We start from the raw sequence: 21,262 nt of genomic DNA, 5'->3' as shown, positions 1-21,262 counted from the left end.
GCTCAAAGCGAATGTGACCGGTCGCCGCCCGCAAACGCGGCAATCCCTTCATCGATGCCGCGCGAAAACGCGATCACCTTGAAAAGCTCTCCCATCTCGGCTTCAGAGAGCAGCTTCTGCACTGCATTCGCCGCAGGCAGATACCGCTTGATATCCGAAGGATCGAGATCGCCAAGCGCATCGGTAATGCCGGCATTCAGCAGAAACCTCGCCTGTGACGTATACCCAAGCAGATCGGCCCCCGTATCGACACCCGCTTCAGCGATGCCAGAAAACTCGACGTGCGCGGTAATGTCCTGCAACCCGGGATACAAAAACGGATCACCATGCGCACGATGCCGGTAGTGACACATCAACGTCCCCTGCGCGCGCTGCGCATGGTAATACTCGTGGCGCGGAAAACCGTAGTCGATAAAAAACGCGGCGCCACGCTCAAGCATCATGCAGATCGTCCGCGTAAAGGCCAGCGCGGCCTCGTGCGTTTCAGCAACGTAGTCGCCTTCCACTTCGAGAGAATCGAGAAAGGCCATGTCGGCAGTCGCGCCAACCGGCCGGTCCTCGAACGTCAACGCACCATCGCGCCAGGTCACGCCGCGCTCATGCCACACGCCATCGGTACGGGCAAAGAGCCGCACCGGCATCGCGTCGAGCACTTCGTTGCCCATCACGACACCCTCGAAGCGCTCGGGCAATGCATCCAGCCAGCGCACCTTCGCAGCCAGCGCGGGCGCTTCCGCTTCGATCGTCGCGCGCTGACGCTCACGCAACTCGCCCGACAGATCGACGATCGAATACGTATCGAATTCGACGTCCTGTGCCGCAAGTTCATTTAGAAGCCCTGCCGCGAGTTTGCCGGTGCCGGCGCCGAATTCCATCACGGCACGCGTGCCGCTTGCGGCCAGCGTCTCCGCCACGGGTCGTGCGAGCGTCGCGGCGAAAAGCGGTGACAGTTCGGGCGCGGTGACGAAATCGCTGCCGTCCTCTGCGCGGCGCCCAAACTTCATCGCGCCGCCGCTGTAATAGCCAAGACCCGGTGCGTACAGCGCACGCTCCATGTAGCGCTGAAACGGCAGCCAGCCGCCGTTCGCGTCGATCTCCGCGCGGATCTGCGCGACCAGCGCCTCCGATTGCGCAAGCGCAGCCGGGCCAGGAGCAGGTAAACTATCGTGTTCGTGAGCTTTCGGATTCATCCGCATATTGTAAATGACCGACTCTTCCAGCACTTCACACGTCGGCAGCGCCCACGGCATCCCCGCGCGCGTCGTCCTGATCACCGGCGCCGCCCGTCGGATCGGCCGCGCGCTCGCCATCGGCTTCGCGTCGAAAGGCTGGGACGTGGCCGTGCATTACGGCGCGTCCCGCGAGGAAGCGGATGAAGTGGTCGAGGAGATCGTCGCGCTCGGCCGTCGTGCGGTCGCGCTCCACGCGGATTTCGCCGACGAAGCACAGGTCCTGAAGCTGGTACCGGATTGCATTGCCACGCTCGGGCGTCCCGCGTGTGTGATCAACAACGCGTCGCTCTTTGTTGAAGACGCGGCGAACGACGTCGGCTATGAACGGTTGCTGCACCTCACGGCGATCAACCTGGCGGCGCCGCTCGTGCTGGCGCGCATGTTGCATGAAGCGACGCCGCAAGCCGCGTGCAGCGACGAATCGCTGCGCGGCTGCGTCATCAACGTGCTGGACCAGAAGCTGTACAACATGAATCCGGACTATCTTTCATATACGGTGCTGAAGGCGGCGCTGCAGACAGCAACCGTCGCGCTCGCGCAGGCGCTCGCGCCGAAGCTGCGCGTGGTCGGGCTCGCGCCAGGGCTTACGCTGCAATCCGCCGATCAAACGCCGCAGGGTTTCGCCGAGTCGCATGCGGTCACACCGCTTGGCCGGGCTTCGCGTCCGGAGGATCTGGTCGCGGCTGCGCTGTATCTCGCGGATGCGCAGGGTGTGACGGGTTCGACGCTGGTCGTCGACGGCGGCCAGCATCTCGTGCCGCTGCCGCGCGACGTAATGTTTTTGACGGGCGCCTGAACGCACGCGAAGGCTTTCAGACCTTCGCCGTACGAAGCGCTCCTTGCGTGTCCGCACGCTTCTATCGACACTGGAACGATCATGCTCGACGCTCTCTCGCATCCCCGTCTCGCCGACTGTCGCCGGCTCTTTCTGCGCAATTACGAAGTGCATATCAACATCGGCGTGCATGACTTCGAGAAGCGCGGCGAGCAGCGCGTCGTGATCAACGTGGAGTTATACGTGCCGCTCGCACTGTCCACGCCCGTAGCGGACAGATTGAGCGAAGTCGTCGACTATGACTTCATGCGCTCGACCATCGCACGTCGCGTCGAACAGGGCCACATTCATCTGCAGGAAACGCTCTGCGATGATCTCGTCAAGACCATGCTCGCGCATCCGCAGGTGCGCGCGGCACGCATTTCGACAGAAAAGCCGGATGTGTATCCGGACTGCGATGCCGTCGGCGTCGAAGTCTTTCGGATCAGGGAAGATTAAGCGCCGGCTGCATTGCCAGCCGCTGCGCTAACGTCAGGGACAGCGGCGCGCGCCGCGGGACGCACGAACTCGATGCGGTTCTCGCTTGAATGCGAGAACACGAGCGCCGTCTGCGTGTAGGACGTATCGCCGAAGAGCGAGGCTTCGTCGATCTTCGCGAGACCCGATGCGAGCGCGCGGAAATCGAACAGGCTGGTGTCGGCGAGATGCGACGGCACGACATCGGACAGCGCGCGGAACACGTTGTCGACGCGGCCTGGCGTGTCGCGTTCCCATTGCGTCAGCATGTCCTTCACTTTCTTGCGCTGAAGATTTTCCTGCGAACCGCACAGGTCGCACGGAATGATCGGGTATTCCATCGCACGCGCGTACGTCGCGATATCCGATTCCTTGCAGTACGCGAGCGGCCGGATCACGATGTGCGCGCCGTCGTCGGTGGCGAGCTTCGGCGGCATCGCCTTCATCTTTCCACCAAAGAACAGGTTCAGGAAAAACGTCTCGACGATGTCGTCGCGATGGTGCCCAAGCGCGATCTTGTTGGCGCCCAGCTCTTTCGCCGTGCGGTAAATCACGCCGCGACGCAGACGCGAGCACAGCGAGCAGGTGGTCTTGCCTTCGGGCACCTTCTCCTTGACGATCGAATGCGTGTCCGCTTCGACGATCCGGTATTTCACGCCGATCGACTCGAAATACCGCGGCAGGATTTCCTCGGGAAAGCCGGGATGCTTCTGGTCGAGATTCATCGCGATGATCTCGAAGTCGATCGGCGCGCGCTTTTGCAGCGCGAGCAGAACGGAGAGCATCGTGTACGAGTCTTTGCCGCCGCTCATGCACGTCAGGATTTTGTCGCCGTCCTCGATCATGTTGAAGTCGGCGATCGCCTTGCCGACCTGCGACTGCAACCGGGTTTCGAGGCGGAAAAAATTGTTTGAGGCTTTCATGGCAGGCACGCAACAGAGTGAAGATTGCCGGTGGTGCGTGGACGCAGGGAAAAGGCGTCGAAAAGCGGTACCGGGCAGAGCCCCAGATGATACATCCAAATACAAATCAAGCACTTGGCGTGCGTGCGCCATGCCGGCCGAAGGAAATGCGTGAATGGCGGAAAGCCAGCCGGTATTCACCTGGCCGGCCAGGGAAATCACCCGGTGCGTCGCATCGGTGGGTTTTGCGCAACGGCGGTGGCCGCGCCGGGCAGGGGGCGTCTTCGATAGCGGGATGCGCGTGCTAACATTGACGGCTTCCAACTCGATCCCTCGTCGGCGCCATGAATATAGTCATTTTGGCGGCAGGCACCGGTAAGCGCATGCGTTCCGCGCTGCCCAAGGTACTGCATCCACTGGCCGGCCGGCCGCTTCTGTCCCACGTCATCGATACTGCCCGCACGCTTGACCCGACCCGCCTCGTCGTCGTGATCGGTCATGGCGCGGAGGCCGTGCGCAGCGCCGTCGCGGCGCCCGACGTGCAGTTCGCGGTGCAGGAGCAGCAGCTCGGCACGGGGCATGCCGTGCAGCAGGCGCTGCCGCTGCTCGATCCTTCCGTGCCCACGCTTGTGCTATACGGCGATGTGCCGCTCACGCGCGCGAGCACGCTAAAGCGCCTGACTGACCGCGCGGGTCAGGGCGGCTACGGCGTGCTCACCGTGACGCTCGACGATCCCACCGGCTACGGCCGCATCGTGCGCGATGCGAACGGCAGGGTGCTGCGCATCGTCGAACAGAAAGACGCGACACCCGGGCAGTTGGAAATCGCGGAAATCAACACCGGCATCATCGTCACGCCGACGCAGCAACTCACGCGCTGGCTTGCATCGCTGAAGAACGACAACGCGCAGGGCGAGTACTACCTCACCGACGTGGTCGAACTCGCGATCGAAAGCGGTCTCGACGTGGTGACCGCGCAGCCGGACGAAGAGTGGGAAACGCTCGGCGTCAACAGCAAGCAGCAACTTGCACAGCTCGAACGCATTCATCAGGGCAACGTGGCCGAAGCGCTGCTCGTGGCGGGCGTCACGCTGGCCGATCCGGCGCGTATCGATGTGCGCGGCACGCTGGAATGCGGCCGCGACGTTTCGATCGACGTGAACTGCGTGTTCGAAGGCACCGTCACGCTGGGCGATAACGTGACGGTCGCGGCGAACTGCGTGATCCGTAACGCGACGATTGGCGCGGGCACGCGCGTCGACGCATTCACGCATATCGAAGGTGCGGACGTCGGCGCGAACGTCATGCTCGGACCGTACGCGCGGCTGCGCCCGGGCGCGACGCTGAAGGACGAATCACACGTCGGCAACTTTGTCGAAGTGAAGAACGCGGTGCTCGGTCACGGCTCGAAAGCGAATCACCTCACGTATATCGGCGACGCCGATATCGGCGCGCGCGTGAATATCGGCGCGGGCACGATCACGTGCAATTACGACGGTGCGAACAAGTCCCGCACGATCATCGAAGACGACGTGTTCGTCGGCTCCGACACGCAGCTCGTCGCGCCGGTGCGCGTCGGACGCGGCGTCACGATCGCGGCGGGCACGACGGTATGGAAAGACGTCGAGGAGAATCTCCTCGTGCTGAACGAGAAGACGCAGGTCGGCAAGACCGGCTACGTTCGTCCGGTCAAGAAGAAAAGCTGACGGCGCGCCGCGTTTTTACCCATCGCGGCACCCAACCCCTGCAAAGGAACTGATATTTATGTGCGGCATTGTCGGCGCGGTTGCGCAACGTAACATCGTCCCGGTTCTGATCGAAGGACTGCGGCGCCTCGAATATCGCGGCTACGATTCCTGCGGCGTTGCCGTGCTCGCGGGCGGCGAGCCGCATCGCGCGCGCAGCGTGGCGCGCGTCGCCGATCTCGACGAGCAGGTGCGCGAGACGCATCTCGAAGGCTTCACGGGTATCGCGCACACGCGCTGGGCGACGCACGGCGCGCCCGTCACGAACAACGCGCATCCGATTTTCTCGCGCAATGCGCTGGCGCTCGTACACAACGGGATCATCGAGAACTATGAGTCGCTGCGGGACATGCTGCGCGGCAAGGGCTACGAGTTCGTCTCGCAGACCGACACCGAAGTGATCGCGCATCTGATCCACAGCCTCTATCGCGGCGACCTGTTCGCGGCCGTGCGCGAGGCCGTGCAGCAACTGCACGGCGCGTATGCGATCGCGGTGGAACACAAGGACCAGCCGGACACGGTGGTCGGTGCACGTCAGGGCTCGCCGCTTGTCGTCGGTCTTGGCGAAGGCGAAAACTTCCTTGCTTCAGACGCGCTCGCGCTGGCGGGCAGCACCGAGCATTTCATCTTCCTCGAAGAAGGCGACGTCTGTGAGCTGACGCTGGAGCGCGTGCGCGTTGCCGATCGCGACGGCAACGACGTGGAGCGCGAAGTGCGTACCGTCGCGGCGTATGGCGGTGCGGTCGAGCTCGGGCCCTATCGTCACTTCATGCAGAAGGAAATTTTCGAGCAGCCGCGCGCGATCGGCGACACGATTCCGCAGGCCGATTCGTTCGATGCATCGCTCTTTGGCGACGCAGCGGCCACGGCATTCGGCGAGATCGACAACCTGCTGATCCTCGCGTGCGGCACGAGCTATTACTCGGGGCTGACGGCGAAATACTGGCTCGAATCGATCGCGAAGATTCCGACGCAGGTCGAGATCGCGAGCGAATACCGCTATCGCGATTCGGTGCCGAATCCGAAGTCGCTGGTGGTGGTGATCTCGCAGTCAGGCGAGACGGCCGATACGCTCGCCGCGCTCAAGCACGCGCAGTCGCTTGGGCACAAGCACACGCTCTCGATATGCAACGTCGGCACGAGCGCGATGGTGCGCCTGACCGAACTGTCGTTTTTGACGCATGCGGGGCGCGAGATTGGCGTGGCGTCGACCAAGGCGTTCACGACGCAGCTCGTCGCGCTGTTCGTGCTGGCCGCGACGCTCGGCAAGCTGCGCGGGCATGTCGATGCCTCGCTTGAAGCGCAATACGTGCGCCAGTTGCGCCATCTGCCGGCAGCACTCAACAGTGTGCTGGCGCTGGAGCCGCAGATCATCGCGTGGTCGGAAGATTTCTCGCGCAAGGAAAACGCGCTGTTCCTCGGGCGTGGCCTGCATTACCCGATCGCACTGGAAGGCGCGCTGAAGCTCAAGGAAATTTCGTACATCCACGCGGAAGCGTATCCGGCGGGGGAGCTCAAGCACGGGCCGCTCGCGCTGGTGACCGAAGCAATGCCCGTCGTGACGGTCGCGCCGAACGATACGCTGCTTGAGAAGCTGAAGTCGAACATGCAGGAAGTGCGTGCGCGCGGCGGCGAGCTGTATGTCTTCGCCGACTCGGACACGCGCATCGTCAGCGAAGAGGGCCTGCATGTGATCCGGATGCCGGAGCACTATGGGCTGCTGTCGCCGATCCTGCACGTCGTGCCGCTGCAGTTGCTCGCGTATCACACGGCGTGCTCGCGGGGCACGGATGTCGACAAGCCGCGTAACCTTGCTAAATCCGTGACGGTTGAGTGATCGGGCGGGGTGTGCTGATACGCCCCGCTTCGCCCGACATCGTCATCCGCCATTCCGCTTTGCAGGCAATCGTATCCCTGCAAAGCGTTTCTCCCGCTTCCTGCTAATCCGGATTCACCTGACACGCGACCGCCTCCGTTTCGCGCGTTTCTTCTCGCGCACCGAAACTGGCCAGCGCGGCCAGCCCGAGCAGCGCCAGCCCGCTGCCGAAAAGGAAGTCAGCTCGAATACCGATGTGATCGACGATCAAACCGCCAACCAGCGAACCGGACGCGATCGCCACCTGAATGATGCCGACGAACAACGCAGAGCCCGCTTCCGGTGCATCTGGCGTCGCGCGCTGAATCCAGACGCTGAAACAGAGCGGTAGCGCACCGAACGCAATGCCCCACGCCATCACGACGGCGGCGACGCCATATGACGAGTGTTGCAGCAAAGGTAGCGACAGCAGCGCAAACATCAGGAGCGAAATCATCGCGGCTACCGATGTCTTCAGACCGCGCACGATCGTCGATGAAATCGCGAAGTTCGAGAAAAACCCGATCATCCCGAAGCCGAGCAGCAGCCACGTGATGGTCGCCATCGAGAGATTCGCGTTACGCAGCAGGAACGGCGTGATGTACGTGTAGGACGAAAAGTGCGCGCCGAACACGAGCGCCACCATCAACATGCTGCGGCGCGGATGCGGCCGGCGCATCAGGCCGACCAGGTCTTTCATGCGCAATGCGGTCGTCGAGGGCAGGGAAGGCACCAGGAAGAACTGCGCAACCAGCGCAATCGCGACGAGTACGCCCGTCGCCATGAACGAAGCCCGCCATGACGCGAAGCTCGCGATAAATGTGCCGAGCGGCACGCCGATCACGGTTGCGCACGTCACGCCGGTCAGGATCGTCGCCATCGCACGCGCGGAATCGCGCGGCGCGACGAGGCGTCCGGAGGCTGCTGTCGCCAGCGTCCAGAAGCCGCCGAGCGACGCCCCCAGCAACGCACGCCCCAGCAGCATGATCAGGAAACTGGGCGCGAACGCGGAGATCAGGTTCGACGCGAGCAGCAAGGTCGTCAGCAGCAGGAACACACGCCGACGGTCCATGGTTCCAGCCACGAGCATCAGCCCCGGCGCGGAAATGGCGGCGATGATGCCGGGGACGGTCACCATCAGGCCGGCCGTTCCAGGCGAGACACCCAGCTCTTTTGCAACGCGTGGCAACAGTCCCACCGGCAGGAACTCGGTTGTCACGAACGCAAACGCGCCGATGGCCACGGCGATGACGGCAAGCCAGGCGCGCAGCGATGATGCATCGCCGCTCTCCGGCGAAGCACTGCCAGCCGGCAGATTTTTTTCCAATAACATGGTTTTGTTTGCAGGTTACTAAATAGTGATTTGAACTGGATCGGTCACGCTGACTAATCGCGTCCGAAATATCTAATCTGAAGCAGGAGGCGCGTGGAAATAGCCCCTATTTGCGGAGCAAACCATAGCATCGTATTTAAACGCTCGCAGACGCCTCAAAATAATCGCACCTGCGGGCAAGGTTATTGGCAACCGCGACTAGTCTTGAAACAGATGACAAGACCGCATCCGCGCGTTGTCGGCGGGCTCCAGTCATCGACATAAAAGCGGTCGATCGCGTTCAGGTGCCTTGACGTAAGCCGCCCGAACCCGTTTCCGGGCAGTCAGTCATGCTGACAAACCGGCGCGCGACTTTATAATGGGGTGAGATGCCGCTGCACGTGTTTGCGGACACGCAATCAACGTCAACCATCGTTTTCGTTGCAGCCCGGGTTCGGGCAAGGGCCAATCATGAAACTCAGCCGCTGGAGAGAAGGTGCAGGTCCGGAGCGTCGCAAGCTTATCTGGACGAAGCTTCGCGTGCTGCTTGCGGCGATCGGCACCCTGACCGCCGTCGCAGGCATTGCGGTCTCCGTGAATGGCCTGCTCGAATTCAACAACGTGAAAGTCGCGGTCGGTGTCGCGATCATCGTCGTTTCGACGATTCTTTATATCGCGATGCTTTCGGGTTCCGAATAGCGCGATCCTCGTGCCACGGCGCGGCGCGCCGTGCTACCCCTGCCGCGCGGCAGGGCGTACCGCCTGAACGGGGCCTTGCGCGTAATGGCCGTCGCTGGCGACGGCCATTCACGCTCCGCACGCGGCGGATGATCGCGACGGCCGCGTCAGCGGGCCGTCTGAAGCAGCGTCATCACGACGCCTGCTGGATATCCTCGAGTTTCCAGCTCTTGTCGAACCACGGCGCAAGCGGGCCATACAGCCGGAAAATCGTGAACCAGCTCTTGCCCGGAATGGTTTGAATCCAGTTGCTTTCCTTGCCCGCCGGCGCTTTCGGTCCGAAATACAGATCGACCGAGCCGTCCGCGTTTTTCACAAGACCCTTTTCGCTGGAGAGACTCGGGAACTGCTGGTCGGTCTGCAGCATCGAGCGGGTCTGCGGGTCGTACAGCACGACCGACCAGAAGTCCTTCACCGGCACGTTGGGCGGAACGTGCAGCGTGTAGTCTTTCGCGCCGTCGAATGGTTTGCCCGCCGCGTCGTAATTCTCCGCGGCGTACTGCGAGCCGATGCCCGGCATTGCGATCGCCATCGCGGGCGTATCGACGGTCGCGGCGTAGAAGAACATCGTTCGCGCGTCGAAGTTGCGTGCGCCGTCGTTCAGCCATTGGTAGCTGCCGCCGACGAACGGCGTGTTCCAGTGGCGATCCGGATAGATCAGGACGGCCTTGTCGCGGTTGGCGAAGTCGATCGTGCGTGCGCTTGCGTTGCCGACCGCGACGGCATCGGTCAGGATCTTCGTCATGCGTGCATCGGGCGCGAACGGCTTGCCTTTCACAATGCCGATCGATGCGAAGAGGCCGGTCATGTCAGGGCCGTAGACGCCGGCAGGTTCTTCCTGGACGATCTCGTTCATCTCCTCGTAGAACTTGATCGTATTGGCATGCACCGTATTCATGACCTTGCCGGACATGTCGACGAACGTCGTCGCAGGCGGTGAGCCTGCCTGCGACAGCGGATAGACACGCAGATGCGCCTTGAGGCTTGCCACACCGGGTTTCGGGTCGCCGTTCTTCATGAACGCGCGGCCGAACAGCAGGTTGCCGAACGTCGGCGACTTCACGATGATGTAGCCGCTCTTCGGCAGCGCGCCGGTATAGCCCGGCGGCACGAACAGGTACTTGCCGCCTTTGCCCTTGTCCGGGCCTGCGTTGCCGAGGTCGGTGACATAGCGGAACCAGAAGTCGTCGACGACACCGAGGATGTTCGGCGGCGTTTCGACAACCACCGGTCCGTTCTTCAGATCCATCCAGTTCCAGAAGTAGACGGTTTCAGTATTCGCCGTCAGGAACAGCGACTTCGAATCCATCAGCGATTCGAAGATGCCGATCTTGCTGCCCGTGGCACCCGCTTCGCGCAGACCAGTCCGGATCGCAACCAGCGATGCACCCGGAATGCCGTTCAGGAACACTTCGACGCCACGCATGAAGTCGAGGTTGTCATAGACCTTCTGTGCTGTTTCGGGCGTCGGGATGCCGTCGAAGTACTTGAGCTGGCCGATGCGCGTGTCGACGGTATTGGGTGTCGTGATTTCGGGCGGAATCGGCGTAGTCATCTTCAACGCGGTCGAAGCGGCGTCTGCCGGCACGAACGCCGATGCGCACAATGTGACGAGGCACCAGGCAACACTTTGTTTGATTGTCATCTTCTTGCTCACGAAACCTCCACGCGAATGAATTCCCGAAAGATCGGGGTGGTAAGGGTACATGTTGCTGGCACTATTATTACTCGCCTGTTCCGGGTGCGTGTCCCAAAAAGGCGCTCTACAATGCATGCCATTCGACGTCGCGTCGCTCCGGTTTTTTTCGATCATGCATGAAGTCTTTGTCAGAACCACCGTCACCGTGCTTGCGCTCCTCGCGCTCGCAGGCTGCTCGACATCGTCGCAGCCGAAATTCCAGCAGGAACTGTTCGATACGGGTGTGAGCCCGTACGCGCGCAACTTCAACGCGAGCAGCACGGACACCTGTGAAGCGGCGCGTCGCGCGCTGCTCAGCCAGGGTTACATGACGACCATGACGCGCGGCGATACGGTCGACGGCACCAAGAATTTCCAGCCGAGCGGCGATTCGCACGTAGTCGTGGAGTTTCACGTCGTGTGCACGCCGGGTGAGGAGGCGAGCGACACCAGCATCGCGTATGTGAACGCCGTGCAGAATGGCTTTGCGCTGAAGAAGAGCGATACGTCGGCGAGTGTGGGTTTGAGCATCCTCGGTTCACTGTCGCTGCCGATCCGCTCGAACAGCGACGCGATGGTGAAAATTTCGAGTGAGACGATCCCGTCGGGCAAGTTCTACGACCGCTTCTTCGCGCTCGTCGAGCATTATCTGCATACGGTCGTGCGTACGTCACCGGTGGTGCCGGATGCGGTTGTCACCCGTGAGATTCCGCCGGACCCCGCGGTCGACGTCGCCGCCCAGGCAGCAGCGCAGGCAGTGGCGCAGACAGCCGGACCGGCAGTCGCGCCCACGCCGGCGAGCGATGCCCTCGCACCGCTTTTGCAGTCGCTGACACCGTGATGCGCTAAAGCGGTGTCAGGCTTCAGGACGCACCGGACCCACCGGCGCGTGTTTCAACCGGGAATATTTCCCCTTCCCCTCTATTCGGTCGCCGCGGCAGCCTTGCGCGGACGATGTGCCCGCGGTGCAGTCTTGCGAGCGGTCTTCCCTGCTTTCGGCGCGAGCTCTTCCGGTTGTGCGGTTTGTGCCGGTTGCGCTTCCGTTGCCTGCGAGGGCTGATCCGTTGCGGTGGCGGTAGAAGCTGGCGCTTCCGCGGCATCGGCTGCTTCGGCTTTCCTCGAAGACGTCTTGCGGCTTCCGCGTCCTTTGCGACGTGCGGCGGCGGGTTCCGCCGGCGTTGCGTCTTGCGTCGCGTATTCCGTCACGGCGGGCACGTCATGCACTTCCGATGCGGTGAACAGATCCTGCGCGACGGGCAATTCCAGTTCGGCAATCGCAGCCGCGGCGGGTTCCTGCGCGCCTTTTCTGCGCGCACCCCGTTTCGATCTGCTTTCACGCGGCGCCGCCGGCTCGCTGCGCACCGCACCGCCATTGCCGCGAAACACGAACGTGCCCGATTTTTCGTCGCGGCCGACTTCGAACAGACCACGCATCTGCGCTTCCTCGAGCAGATTGCCGAACGCACGAAACCCGTAGTAAGACTCGCTGAAGTCCGGTTTGCGGCGCTTGATCGCATCCTTTAACGCCGACGCCCATACCTTGCCGCTGTCGCCCCGCTCGGTCACGAGCGCATCGAACGTCTGCACGGCGATTTCGATGGCTTCGCTGCGACGCGATTCGAGATCGTCACGGCGACGCTTCTCTTCATCGGGCGAGCGCTTCGGGGCAGGCTGCGGCTCTTTCACGCGCTTTGCGGCGGCGCGCAGGCTTTCGCGGGCGAGGTCGTCGTAGAAAATGAATTCGTCGCAATTGGCGATCAGCAGGTCGGAGGTCGACTGCTTCACGCCGACGCCGATCACCTGCTTCGCGTTCTCGCGCAGCTTGGAAACCAGCGGTGAAAAATCCGAGTCGCCGCTGATGATGACGAACGTATTGACGTGCGATTTCGTGTAGCAGAGATCGAGCGCATCGACGACGAGCCGGATATCGGCGGAGTTCTTGCCCGACTGGCGCACGTGCGGAATCTCGATCAGTTCGAAGTTCGCTTCGTGCATTGCGGCTTTGAAGCCCTTGTAGCGTTCCCAGTCGCAATACGCCTTCTTGACGACGATGCTGCCCTTCAGCAGCAGGCGTTCGAGCACGAGCTTGATGTCGAACTTTTCGAATTTCGCGTCGCGCACGCCAAGCGCGACGTTCTCGAAGTCGCAGAAGAGCGCCATGCTGGGCGTGTCACTGGATGATGTCATGTGTGTGTTCTCCCGTAGGTTCTGTCGGGTGCAGGAATAACCCGCAGCATAACGGTCTTTTGAGCGGACGCCGGGCAGATTGATGTCGGACCGCGCGCGGACTGTTTTGCCCTTCGCCGCGAACCCGGCGTGCTCAACGTCAATCACGGCGGCAGGACTATCGCCTGACGCGCGTCAACCCTGCCCGATCGATGAAGCCGCAGCCTGCCGCCGGCTTTCCCACGCCGGCATCACCTGACACACGATCAGCCCGGCGAGCATCAGCACGCAGCCGAAGAGCGCGCGTCCGGGCAGCGTTTCCCCGAGCACCAGCCAGCCGGCGAGCGCCGCGAACACGCCTTCCATGCTGAAGATCACGGCGGCGTGCGCGGGTGCGGCGTCCTTCTGCGCGACCACCTGAATCGTGTACGCGACGCCGACCGATAGCGCGCCACCATAGAGGATGGTCGGCGCGGCGCGCACGAGATCGGCGAGCCTGAGCGGCTCGAACACGAGCCCGATCGCAAGGCACACGGCGCCGCAGGTGACGAACTGCACAAGCGCGAGCATCAGCGGATCGTGGCGGCGCGCGAACCGTCCGACGAGCATCACCTGCGCCGCGATCACGAATGCGCCGGCAAGCTGGTACCAGTCGCCGCGGAGAATCGAGAAGTGCTCGCTGACGCTCAGAAAATACATGCCGATGGCGGCGAGCAGCGCGCCGAGCCAGGTGCCGACCGCCGTTTCGTGACGCGCGAGTACGCCCATCAACGGCACGATGACGACATAGAGCGAACTGATAAACCCGGCGTTCGCGACCTTCGTGTATTGCAGCCCGATCTGCTGCATCGAGATCGCCACCGAAAGCAGCAGGCCAAGCAAGGCGCCCGAAGCGAGCAACTCACGCGAAACTGGCCGCGCTGTCGTGACCGTTTCGCCGCCCGGGCGGGCGTGCCGCAGATACATCAGCAGGCCGAACACGACGGTCGCGCCCAGCAGGAAGCGCAGGCCGGTGAAGAGGAACGGCCCGATTGCGTCGAGGCTGAGCCGTTGCGCAACAAAGGCGGAGCCCCAGATCAGGGCGGCGACCAGCATCAGCAGGTTCGCGCGAAGGTGTTTGCGACTGTTGGTGTTCACGACGGAAATGCGTGCGGATTTCGGGGCGGAGCGCACATGATACGCGTCTGGATAGAACGGTCTGGAACCGGCCAGATCGCGGCCGATCATTCAGACAAAAGCGGCATTTTCCATCGCTCTGAAAGCACCGCTGGCACCGCGCAAAAGCGGTTGAAAGCTGAAAGAAAGAAACGTGTCTCCCGGAAAATACAGAGTGGCTTTTATGAGATGACAAACCGCCTACGCTAAGTGATACTCCCCGCGGGGAGCCGCCTGGCGACACCGTCACCGGGTGCGCTTCACCGTGCCGTGCTTACTCATTCACATTGATCAAGTCGCTCAGGTTTGGGAAAAAACACTATGAAGAAGATCATCGCCTCGCTTATCGCAGCCTCGTTCGCACTCGTGTCGTTCCAGGCTTTCGCTCAAGACGCATCCGCACCGGCCGCTGCCACCGCAGCCAAGCCGGCGCACACGCACAAGCAACTGAAGACGCACGGCAAGCGCGCCAAGGTTTCGGAAGCTGCATCGGCTGCCGGCACGAGCGACAAGGGCACGCCGCAGTAAAGTGTCTCCCGTTCGGGCGGTCCGGGTCTTAAACCCCGTTCCGTCAGCGAAAAAAGAAAGGCCAGGTTTTTTTTACCCTGGCCTTTCTTTATGGCTGGCGGCGCCTGTCGTGCTTGAGGCGATCCGGCGGCGGTGTCCGCCTGGCGGCTTATTTCGCGTCGGCCGCGAGACCGCGTTGCAGCACCTCGGTCAGCAGGCCAGTCATGCCTTCGGGATGCGTCGCCGCGCGTTCCTGCAGTTGCGCGACGAGATCCGCGTTCAGCTTGCACGCGAACGGCACCAGCCCCAGCTCCTGGTCGAGTTTGCGCTGCGCGCGACGATCGGGCGCGGCTTGTGTCGCGGTGTTGCCAAAGCGGCCAGCCTTCGATTGCTTCAGATCGTTGGCCAGCTTGAGCGCCTTGTTCTTCTCAAGGTCGAATTTTTTCATTGCCATGCCGGATGCCCCTGCGGAATAAGTGAATGTGAACAATCCTGCATTGTACGCACCGCGCCCGATGTGCCATCGGCACCGGTCTCAACGCGGACGTTTTATCGCGGGCTACGTCGGGTTTTCCACGCTAACGGGCGGCATGCCGGTCGCGCCGTCGCGCTCGCCGGCGAGGCTGTCCATCAGCGCGCGCATGCGCTGCCAGTGCGTGCCTTCCCAGAACACGCGCCGACACACGTCGCAGGTCACGAAGCGCGCATGCCGTTCCAGCACGCCCTCAGGTGCGCGTCCCACCACGTCCTCTTTCGCGATGCGCCGCAGCGGCGCGTTGCACGCAAGACAAAGGCGAAACGGTTGCGTGCTGCCCGCGAGGTCGAGCCGGTCGAAAATCTCGCGCAGCTGGATTTTCGGCTTCAGCGCGCGCACGTAGCAGCCGTGCATGATCGTGCGCCGCTTCAGCAGTTCGCGGTCGCGCGTGAGCACGATACGGTGGTCGCGCGAGGCGATGGCTTCGATGTCTTCGTCGGGATAGTGGTTGTCGTACAGCGTGTCGAAGCCCGCCAGACGCAGCAGTTGCGCAAGACCGCCGAGATGCGCATCGGCGACGAAGCGCACCACCCGCAGCGGCCGCTCGCGCACGCGCAGGAGCGGCTGGATGTCGAACGCCTCGAACTTCGGATAGACAGCGACACGATCGCCGTCGGCCAGCGGATGCTCGAAACCCACCGATTCGCCGTTCACCAGAATCAGCTCGACTTCGGTGTGCGGCACGCCGATCGCCTCGATCATGTGCTTTGCGGTAGCGCCGCGCGCACAGGGGCAACTGAACGAGCGCCGCCGCAACGGACGGGCGATGAAGTCGTTCAGTTCCTCATAAAACCGGAATGTCGCCGTGACCATTTCACCAGTATGGCACTGGGCTGTCGGCAGCGCGTGGATGCATGTGTCACGCGGGTGTGGTCTACTTCCGTTTCGTTCGAAGGAGGAGCTTCAGCATGGACATAGGATTTATCGGTCTCGGCGAGATGGGCGCCGTGATGGTGACAAATATTCTGAAAGCCGGGCATACCGTGCGCGTGTGGAACCGCTCGCCGGAACGCGCGCGGACGTTGAGCGCCGCGGGCGCCCAGGTCGTTGCCACCCCGGCTGAAGCCTTTACGGGCGACGCCGTGTTCTCGATGCTCGCCGACGATGCCGCGCTGCGCGATGTCATCGACAGCCAGTTACTGGAAAACGCGCCGCGCGGGCTGATTCACGTCAACATGGCGACGATTTCCGTCGCATTGGCCGATTCGCTCGCGCATGCGCACGCGGAGCGCGGCCTGAATTACGTCGCGGCGCCGGTGCTCGGCCGGCCGGACGTCGCGGCGGCGGGCAAGCTGACGATTGTCGCGGCCGGCCCCGCCGAGGCGATCGATCTCGTGCAGCCGGTGTTCGACGCGATCGGCCAGAAAACCTGGCGCATCGGCTCGCTGCCGCAGCAGGCGAATGTCATGAAGCTGGCGGTGAATTTCATGCTGGCCTCGGCCGTGGAAACGCTCGGCGAAGCGTCGACGCTCCTCACCGGTCACGGCGTCGCGATGCAGGATTTCCTTGACGTGATCACGAGCAGCGTGTTTCCGGGGCCGGTCTACCAGGGCTACGGGAAGATGATCGCCGAGCAGCGGTATGAGCCGGCGCTCTTCAAGGCACGTCTCGGATTGAAGGACGTGCGGCTTGCACTGGCGGCCGCCGACACGATTTCCACGGCTATGCCGATTGCGAGCGTTGTGCGCGACAGCCTGCTCGACGCGGTCGCGCATGGCGAAGGCGAAATGGACTTCGCCGTGCTGGGTCAGGTGTCGGCACGCCGCGCCGGGCGGTGACGCTGCCGTGGGGCCTTGTCCGGATGGCTAACGTTGTGCCGCGGCTGCGTTGTGGCGTGCGTGCGCAGGCATAATGGCCGTCCGTTCCAGTTTTCCTGTCTGGTGGCTGTCATGAGTCTGCACATCTGGTGGCTGTTTGCCGCCACCGTTTTTGTTATTTCAGCCATTCCCGGCCCGAACATGCTGCTCGTCATGACGCACGGCGCGCGACACGGCCTGCGCCGCTCGGGCGCGACCATGGCGGGTTGTCTGTCCGCGCTGGTGCTGATGCTGTCGGTATCCGCAGCCGGCCTCGGCGTGTTCCTCGAAGCCTGGCCGATGATGTTCAACGCGTTGCGTCTGATCGGCGCGGCGTATCTCGTCTGGCTTGGCATCAAGGCGTGGCGCGCGCCTGTCGACGAAGCCGCGATCGCGAATGCCGATGCGCCCGAAGTGACCGCGGACCGTCCGCGTGCCACGTGGTCGATGTTCCGCAACGGCTTTCTCGTGGCAAGCAGCAATCCGAAGGCCATCCTGTTTGCAGCCGCGTTGTTGCCGCAGTTCATCGACGCAAGCCGCCCGACGCTGCCGCAGTTCGGCGTGCTCGTCGCGACATTCGCGGTGATCGAAGTGAGCTGGTATCTCGTCTACGCCGGTTTTGGCACACGCATCGGCGCGAAGCTGAAGAGCCGCAATGTCGCACGGTTGTTTAACCGGCTGACTGGCGGCGTGTTTGTCGGCTTCGGCGCGATGATGGCGCTGGTGCGGCACTGAGCTTGAACCACCGCGCCTGCGCGTGCAGCGTATCGAAAAGCGCCTGATGATCCCAGGGCTTTGTCTTGTCGGGTATCCAGAACATGTGGTTTGACAAAGCATTAGCCATCAGCCCCCATTAATCGCATTCTCCGGGAATATCAACCGGTAATTCTTCAGGTCTTCCTTGAAGGCATGGCAGCGGCCAAGCTGGTTCTGCACATCGTGTCGCGGCTGACCGTAGTCGAAGCGCGAAGTCCAGTCGTGGATACGCGTCATGCTGCGGATGTACGGGGCTGCATCGCGGTCATTGGTCAGCCGCTGTAGTGGCAGCAGATAGTCCTCGCGGTACACCGTCGGAACGATGATCCGGCACACGCCTGCTTCGCTGAGTACGCAGTTCATCGCAAGCCGCGCCGAGCGGCCGTTACCATCCTGGAAAGGATGGACCTCCGAGATGACGAACATCGTCATCAATGCGCGTGCGACTGGGTCAGCCAGCGACCGGATGCGCTCGAAGCCTTCGGCCAGGGTTGCCGGAACCTGCTCCGGCAGCACGAAGAGTGTGTTGCCGGCCATATTGCGCTTCTCCTTCCATTGCCCGGGCCCCTTGTCCGGACGCGCCTGCATCACAAGCGCATTCACGCTCTTGAGCCAGTCGAGAAAGTCGTCCGCCGTTGATGCAGGCCGGTTTCGCCATGGCGTCGTGCTGGCCGCCCGAAAGGTACCGAGAATGTCGTGGGAGTCCTCCGAGCGGTTCGGAATGATGGTCCCGTCGAAGACAATCTGCTCCGCTTCTTCAACCTCGAACGTAGTGCCCTCGATGAAATTCGAAAAGTAGCCTTCGAAGAAAGCAAAATTCTCTAGCGCTGTGCCCCGGGTTGCAGGGTCGGCTGGATGCGCGAACACTGCGTCGGCGAGCGCGGCGTGCAATACGTCAAACAGTTCCAGCCGGTCAGGGTCGTATGGTTTGCCTGCGGCGCGCGCGAGCGCCAGCTTGCTGCGAAGCTTTTTTTCTTCGTGCGTGCCGAGCAGTGCGCCGATGAGTCCGTCGAGGCGCCTGCTCCCGGAAGCCATGTCGAGCTTGTCAGCGATGGCTCTCGCCTGGTCCCGCAGGTCGTTGAGCTTGAGGTCTCCCCGGATGGTCAGAATCTTGTCGAGACGAGCCTCGATATCTTCCTGCGGAAGCACCCGTGCAGCTGCGCCGCGAGCGGTCCCCATGTTCTCAAGAAAGCCGCGGGCCTCGCTCGGCATATAGATGTTCCTGTGTGGCAAATCGGGCGTCGGCGGTTCGAGCAATGGCTTCGCACTGGCTCCAGAAAACACCTCGATGGTGAGCCCGGGCAACTCGAGTTTGCGGCGCGTTCGGCCGCGGCGAACATGAAGGACTCCATCGACAGGTCGGTGCTCCAGTGCGGACCGATAAGCCAGCACCGCACCCGGGAGCAGGTGGCTGACAATCGCTGCCCAGTTGCGAAGAACGACTGCTTCGACAGGACTGTCCAGGTTGCGCGTGTAGACGCCCCCATAAATGCGTCGAAGCGCACCCGTTCCGACGAGGCGGCGCAACGCGCGCGCATGTGCATCGTCTTCCACGGAAAAGAGGACTTCTGCAGTATCCCTGTCCGAATTTTGCGTCATTGTGCTCTCTATGGCAGCCGGTTTGTCCGGAAAACACTGAAATATATTGTCCGAAATATAGATTATTTGATTTGAATGTGGCCCTTCGATGTTTGCCGGAAATTACTTGATTCGATCGCTCCTGACGCACGTTTTGTCCAGAATCCATGTGATTCGTGAGTGATTTTGTCCGAATACAGGGTGATTGTATGGGCGGCGGGGCGCTAACCATCCGAGCCCAACGTACGTTGGGCTTGGCTAGTTATGCGAAGGATCGTTTTGTGCGACGCGCAATTAGCCGGTGGACCCGCAAATAAATGAAATTTACGTATGGCTATGCGGATCAAAGCACATAGACGTAGGCGTTACTGTGGGAATCTTGCCTTTACGTACCACATAGTGGGCGCGAGGCAGGATGCAGCACCCCGCCGCCATGTGTGGTCGCACACGCCGTAGTAACTGCGATACGTCGATAAAATAAAGTCCGTCCGGAGACAGCCATGTGTGGCCGTATCCTGCTTGCCGATCACGATAACGACGCGCTGTTGTGTCTCGCCACTCTGCTCGAAGGCATGGGCTACGAGACGGCGTCGGCCCGCTCCCGTGACGAACTGCTGCAGGCGGTGCGGGATTTTCAACCCAATGTGGTGATCGTCGACTGCGGGATGCCTGGTATGGACCGGCACGGTGTGACCGGCGTGCTGCGTGCCCGCAATCCCTGCCACACCACGCTGCTGGTCGCGCTCACTGGATGGCGCTGCCCGCAGCAGGGCGACGCGCTATTCGTCGCGGGTTATGACGTCCATCTGGTCAAGCCTGTCGACGTCGACCAGCTCCGCTTGATTCTCTCGATGATCGATGCCTGAGCGACGTGGTGCGTGTCGCCTGCCCGCAATCCAGAGCGCGCGCTCTAGTACTTATGTTGCAATGCACCAAATGGTTTGCTATAGTTACTCCTGTCTCCTCCATGTCTCCTCGATATGGATTCAGCCCGCCCCAGTTGGCGGGCTTTTTTTTACCTGAAATCCGGCCGGCCCCAATCTTCCGGCATTTCGTTGCCATTCTCATGCGATGTGCAATCCGCTCAGAATTTGTATGCCACCGCGAGGTAGGTGATGATCGGATCGGCCTTCAGCTCAGCCTTCGATACCCCCAGCTCCGTGCCGTCAGCTGCCTTGATGATGACCGATGACGTCGTCTTCAACGGAATGTAGGTGACCGAGAACGTCAGGCCCCAGTGGTCGGTGATGCTGTACATCGCGCCCGCGTTGAACACCGGCTGCCACGATGAAGAGGCCTTCCCTTCGACCGTCGTCTTGCCGGGCTTGCCCGCGCCCGCAGCGAGTACGGCGCCGAGGTTCTCCTGCGTCGAGGTGACGAAGTTGTTGTTCAGCTGGATGTCCGAGAACCAGTTGTACGACACGCCGATCCCGAGGAACGGCCTGAACTTCGCCTCCGGTGCACCGAAGTAATACTGGAAAATCACCGCCGGACTCCACTGGCGCACGCTCTTCACGATCGGGTTCGCCGCTGGATCGCCCAGATCCTGGGTGCCGAGCGCGCCGGCCGGGCCCGGCGGCTTGATCGTGCCGTGGCCGTAAATCTTGAAGGTCGGCGGAATGCCCGCCACCGACGTCACCGCAAAATGAGTGGTGAAGAAGTGGCTGATGACGAGGCCCGCCGTGTCGGCGTTGTTGGTCGACAGGCTCGTGCCCTCCGACGTGAACGAATTCGGCAGACGCAGCGGCGTGTTGATCGGAGTCGGCGCGACGGTCGTGGTGAGCGGCGTGCTCGAGTCCTGCGGCATCACGTGAAACCAGCCGAGCGAAACGACGTTGTCGCCCGCATGCTGCGCGTGAGCGCTCAGCGATATGCCCGCGGCCAGTGCCGCGATAATGATTTTTTTCATTCTGTTCCTCCTGATGCGGGCGTTCCTGCCGGACGCCGGCTGCGGCGCCACTGGCGTGGACCGCAACCGGCAAGCGGTCGCCTCGTTTCGTTTTGCCTGGGACGCTT

General features: G+C 62.4%; 20 protein-coding genes. 10 read left to right on the top strand and 10 right to left on the bottom strand.

What is annotated here, in order from left to right:
- Window positions 1-2: 2 nt before the first annotated feature.
- Window positions 3-1,190, bottom strand: coding sequence for a class I SAM-dependent methyltransferase (locus tag LPA34_RS16000; protein ID WP_228979804.1), 1,188 nt, complete (start codon window positions 1,188-1,190; stop codon window positions 3-5).
- Between the two features lie 13 nt (window positions 1,191-1,203).
- On the opposite strand from LPA34_RS16000, the gene LPA34_RS15995 reads away from it, so the two are divergent.
- Window positions 1,204-2,028: an SDR family oxidoreductase gene (locus tag LPA34_RS15995; RefSeq protein WP_228979801.1), complete on the top strand. Its 825-nt coding sequence runs from the start codon at window positions 1,204-1,206 to the stop codon at window positions 2,026-2,028.
- Window positions 2,029-2,109: 81 nt separating this feature from the next.
- A complete protein-coding gene (locus LPA34_RS15990; protein ID WP_228979799.1) occupies window positions 2,110-2,505 on the top strand; it encodes a dihydroneopterin aldolase in 396 nt (131 codons plus the stop codon).
- Here LPA34_RS15990 and ttcA read toward each other — a convergent pair.
- Entirely contained in the window at window positions 2,502-3,446 is a 945-nt protein-coding gene (ttcA, locus tag LPA34_RS15985) for a tRNA 2-thiocytidine(32) synthetase TtcA (protein WP_228979797.1), read from the bottom strand. The genes LPA34_RS15990 and ttcA overlap by 4 nt on opposite strands.
- A 323-nt stretch (window positions 3,447-3,769) precedes the next feature.
- Here ttcA and glmU point away from each other — a divergent pair, with 323 nt between their 5' ends.
- Window positions 3,770-5,131, top strand: coding sequence for a bifunctional UDP-N-acetylglucosamine diphosphorylase/glucosamine-1-phosphate N-acetyltransferase GlmU (glmU, locus tag LPA34_RS15980; protein ID WP_228979795.1), 1,362 nt, complete (start codon window positions 3,770-3,772; stop codon window positions 5,129-5,131).
- A gap of 58 nt (window positions 5,132-5,189) precedes the next feature.
- Window positions 5,190-7,007, top strand: a complete 1,818-nt coding sequence (glmS, locus tag LPA34_RS15975) for a glutamine--fructose-6-phosphate transaminase (isomerizing) (protein ID WP_228979792.1) — start codon at window positions 5,190-5,192, stop codon at window positions 7,005-7,007.
- A 103-nt stretch (window positions 7,008-7,110) separates the two neighbouring features.
- On the opposite strand, the gene LPA34_RS15970 is transcribed toward glmS, so the two are convergent.
- Window positions 7,111-8,358 (bottom strand): MFS transporter, encoded by a 1,248-nt coding sequence (locus LPA34_RS15970; RefSeq protein WP_228979788.1) that lies wholly within the window; start codon window positions 8,356-8,358, stop codon window positions 7,111-7,113.
- 450 nt (window positions 8,359-8,808) lie between these two features.
- Between LPA34_RS15970 and LPA34_RS15965 the strand changes: the two genes are divergently transcribed.
- The gene (locus LPA34_RS15965; protein ID WP_228979785.1) at window positions 8,809-9,036 is read left to right on the top strand and encodes a DUF2964 family protein; all 228 of its coding nucleotides are present in this window, start codon (window positions 8,809-8,811) and stop codon (window positions 9,034-9,036) included.
- Between the two features lie 172 nt (window positions 9,037-9,208).
- Here the strand turns inward: LPA34_RS15965 and LPA34_RS15960 are convergent, their stop codons facing one another.
- Complete coding sequence (locus LPA34_RS15960; RefSeq protein ID WP_228979784.1) at window positions 9,209-10,720, bottom strand: DUF1254 domain-containing protein; 1,512 nt, start codon at window positions 10,718-10,720, stop codon at window positions 9,209-9,211.
- Window positions 10,721-10,886: 166 nt separating this feature from the next.
- On the opposite strand from LPA34_RS15960, the gene LPA34_RS15955 reads away from it, so the two are divergent.
- Complete coding sequence (locus LPA34_RS15955; protein WP_228980009.1) at window positions 10,887-11,594, top strand: DUF2242 domain-containing protein; 708 nt, start codon at window positions 10,887-10,889, stop codon at window positions 11,592-11,594.
- 80 nt (window positions 11,595-11,674) lie between these two features.
- On the opposite strand, the gene LPA34_RS15950 is transcribed toward LPA34_RS15955, so the two are convergent.
- On the bottom strand, window positions 11,675-12,940 hold the full coding sequence (locus tag LPA34_RS15950; RefSeq protein WP_228979782.1) for an NYN domain-containing protein: 1,266 nt from the start codon (window positions 12,938-12,940) through the stop codon (window positions 11,675-11,677).
- A gap of 174 nt (window positions 12,941-13,114) precedes the next feature.
- A complete protein-coding gene (locus tag LPA34_RS15945; RefSeq protein WP_411179000.1) occupies window positions 13,115-14,014 on the bottom strand; it encodes a DMT family transporter in 900 nt (299 codons plus the stop codon).
- A gap of 381 nt (window positions 14,015-14,395) precedes the next feature.
- On the opposite strand from LPA34_RS15945, the gene LPA34_RS15940 reads away from it, so the two are divergent.
- Entirely contained in the window at window positions 14,396-14,602 is a 207-nt protein-coding gene (locus tag LPA34_RS15940; protein WP_228979777.1) for a hypothetical protein, read from the top strand.
- Between the two features lie 148 nt (window positions 14,603-14,750).
- On the opposite strand, the gene LPA34_RS15935 is transcribed toward LPA34_RS15940, so the two are convergent.
- The gene (locus LPA34_RS15935) at window positions 14,751-15,035 is read right to left on the bottom strand and encodes a hypothetical protein (RefSeq protein WP_228979776.1); all 285 of its coding nucleotides are present in this window, start codon (window positions 15,033-15,035) and stop codon (window positions 14,751-14,753) included.
- A gap of 105 nt (window positions 15,036-15,140) precedes the next feature.
- Entirely contained in the window at window positions 15,141-15,929 is a 789-nt protein-coding gene (locus LPA34_RS15930) for a Mut7-C RNAse domain-containing protein (protein ID WP_228979774.1), read from the bottom strand.
- Between the two features lie 95 nt (window positions 15,930-16,024).
- On the opposite strand from LPA34_RS15930, the gene LPA34_RS15925 reads away from it, so the two are divergent.
- Together LPA34_RS15925 and LPA34_RS15920 are read left to right on the top strand one after the other, a co-directional pair.
- Window positions 16,025-16,894: an NAD(P)-dependent oxidoreductase gene (locus LPA34_RS15925; protein ID WP_228979772.1), complete on the top strand. Its 870-nt coding sequence runs from the start codon at window positions 16,025-16,027 to the stop codon at window positions 16,892-16,894.
- A 111-nt stretch (window positions 16,895-17,005) separates the two neighbouring features.
- The gene (locus tag LPA34_RS15920; RefSeq protein ID WP_228979770.1) at window positions 17,006-17,647 is read left to right on the top strand and encodes a LysE family translocator; all 642 of its coding nucleotides are present in this window, start codon (window positions 17,006-17,008) and stop codon (window positions 17,645-17,647) included.
- Between the two features lie 108 nt (window positions 17,648-17,755).
- Here LPA34_RS15920 and LPA34_RS15915 read toward each other — a convergent pair whose 3' ends face one another.
- Window positions 17,756-19,267 carry a Fic family protein gene (locus LPA34_RS15915; RefSeq protein ID WP_228979768.1) on the bottom strand — a complete coding sequence of 504 codons (1,512 nt, stop codon included), beginning with the start codon at window positions 19,265-19,267 and terminating at the stop codon, window positions 17,756-17,758.
- Between the two features lie 479 nt (window positions 19,268-19,746).
- On the opposite strand from LPA34_RS15915, the gene LPA34_RS15910 reads away from it, so the two are divergent.
- Complete coding sequence (locus tag LPA34_RS15910; protein WP_228979766.1) at window positions 19,747-20,112, top strand: response regulator; 366 nt, start codon at window positions 19,747-19,749, stop codon at window positions 20,110-20,112.
- Window positions 20,113-20,330: 218 nt separating this feature from the next.
- Here the strand turns inward: LPA34_RS15910 and LPA34_RS15905 are convergent, their stop codons facing one another.
- Window positions 20,331-21,155, bottom strand: coding sequence for an OmpW/AlkL family protein (locus tag LPA34_RS15905; protein ID WP_228979765.1), 825 nt, complete (start codon window positions 21,153-21,155; stop codon window positions 20,331-20,333).
- Window positions 21,156-21,262 lie beyond the last annotated feature (107 nt).

This window comes from Paraburkholderia gardini (assembly GCF_907164575.1).
Lineage (GTDB): Bacteria > Pseudomonadota > Gammaproteobacteria > Burkholderiales > Burkholderiaceae > Paraburkholderia > Paraburkholderia gardini.
Note: the sequence above shows the minus strand (reverse complement) of the source record. Positions and strands in the feature narration are given on the sequence as shown.

Excerpts from the sequence above, each read along its gene's own strand:
- LPA34_RS15910 (WP_228979766.1), top strand. The coding sequence starts at position 19,747 with ATGTGTGGCCGTATCCTGCTTGCCGATCACGATAACGACGCGCTGTTG.
- LPA34_RS15950 (WP_228979782.1), bottom strand. The coding sequence starts at position 12,940 with ATGACATCATCCAGTGACACGCCCAGCATGGCGCTCTTCTGCGACTTC.
- LPA34_RS15990 (WP_228979799.1), top strand. The coding sequence starts at position 2,110 with ATGCTCGACGCTCTCTCGCATCCCCGTCTCGCCGACTGTCGCCGGCTC.
- LPA34_RS15960 (WP_228979784.1), bottom strand. The coding sequence starts at position 10,720 with ATGACAATCAAACAAAGTGTTGCCTGGTGCCTCGTCACATTGTGCGCA.
- LPA34_RS15965 (WP_228979785.1), top strand. The coding sequence starts at position 8,809 with ATGAAACTCAGCCGCTGGAGAGAAGGTGCAGGTCCGGAGCGTCGCAAG.
- LPA34_RS15915 (WP_228979768.1), bottom strand. The coding sequence starts at position 19,267 with ATGACGCAAAATTCGGACAGGGATACTGCAGAAGTCCTCTTTTCCGTG.
- glmU (WP_228979795.1), top strand. The coding sequence starts at position 3,770 with ATGAATATAGTCATTTTGGCGGCAGGCACCGGTAAGCGCATGCGTTCC.
- LPA34_RS15935 (WP_228979776.1), bottom strand. The coding sequence starts at position 15,035 with ATGGCAATGAAAAAATTCGACCTTGAGAAGAACAAGGCGCTCAAGCTG.
- LPA34_RS15995 (WP_228979801.1), top strand. The coding sequence starts at position 1,204 with ATGACCGACTCTTCCAGCACTTCACACGTCGGCAGCGCCCACGGCATC.
- LPA34_RS15970 (WP_228979788.1), bottom strand. The coding sequence starts at position 8,358 with ATGTTATTGGAAAAAAATCTGCCGGCTGGCAGTGCTTCGCCGGAGAGC.
- glmS (WP_228979792.1), top strand. The coding sequence starts at position 5,190 with ATGTGCGGCATTGTCGGCGCGGTTGCGCAACGTAACATCGTCCCGGTT.
- LPA34_RS15930 (WP_228979774.1), bottom strand. The coding sequence starts at position 15,929 with ATGGTCACGGCGACATTCCGGTTTTATGAGGAACTGAACGACTTCATC.
- LPA34_RS15955 (WP_228980009.1), top strand. The coding sequence starts at position 10,887 with ATGCATGAAGTCTTTGTCAGAACCACCGTCACCGTGCTTGCGCTCCTC.
- LPA34_RS15940 (WP_228979777.1), top strand. The coding sequence starts at position 14,396 with ATGAAGAAGATCATCGCCTCGCTTATCGCAGCCTCGTTCGCACTCGTG.
- LPA34_RS15945 (WP_411179000.1), bottom strand. The coding sequence starts at position 14,014 with ATGCTGGTCGCCGCCCTGATCTGGGGCTCCGCCTTTGTTGCGCAACGG.
- ttcA (WP_228979797.1), bottom strand. The coding sequence starts at position 3,446 with ATGAAAGCCTCAAACAATTTTTTCCGCCTCGAAACCCGGTTGCAGTCG.
- LPA34_RS15925 (WP_228979772.1), top strand. The coding sequence starts at position 16,025 with ATGGACATAGGATTTATCGGTCTCGGCGAGATGGGCGCCGTGATGGTG.
- LPA34_RS16000 (WP_228979804.1), bottom strand. The coding sequence starts at position 1,190 with ATGAATCCGAAAGCTCACGAACACGATAGTTTACCTGCTCCTGGCCCG.
- LPA34_RS15905 (WP_228979765.1), bottom strand. The coding sequence starts at position 21,155 with ATGAAAAAAATCATTATCGCGGCACTGGCCGCGGGCATATCGCTGAGC.
- LPA34_RS15920 (WP_228979770.1), top strand. The coding sequence starts at position 17,006 with ATGAGTCTGCACATCTGGTGGCTGTTTGCCGCCACCGTTTTTGTTATT.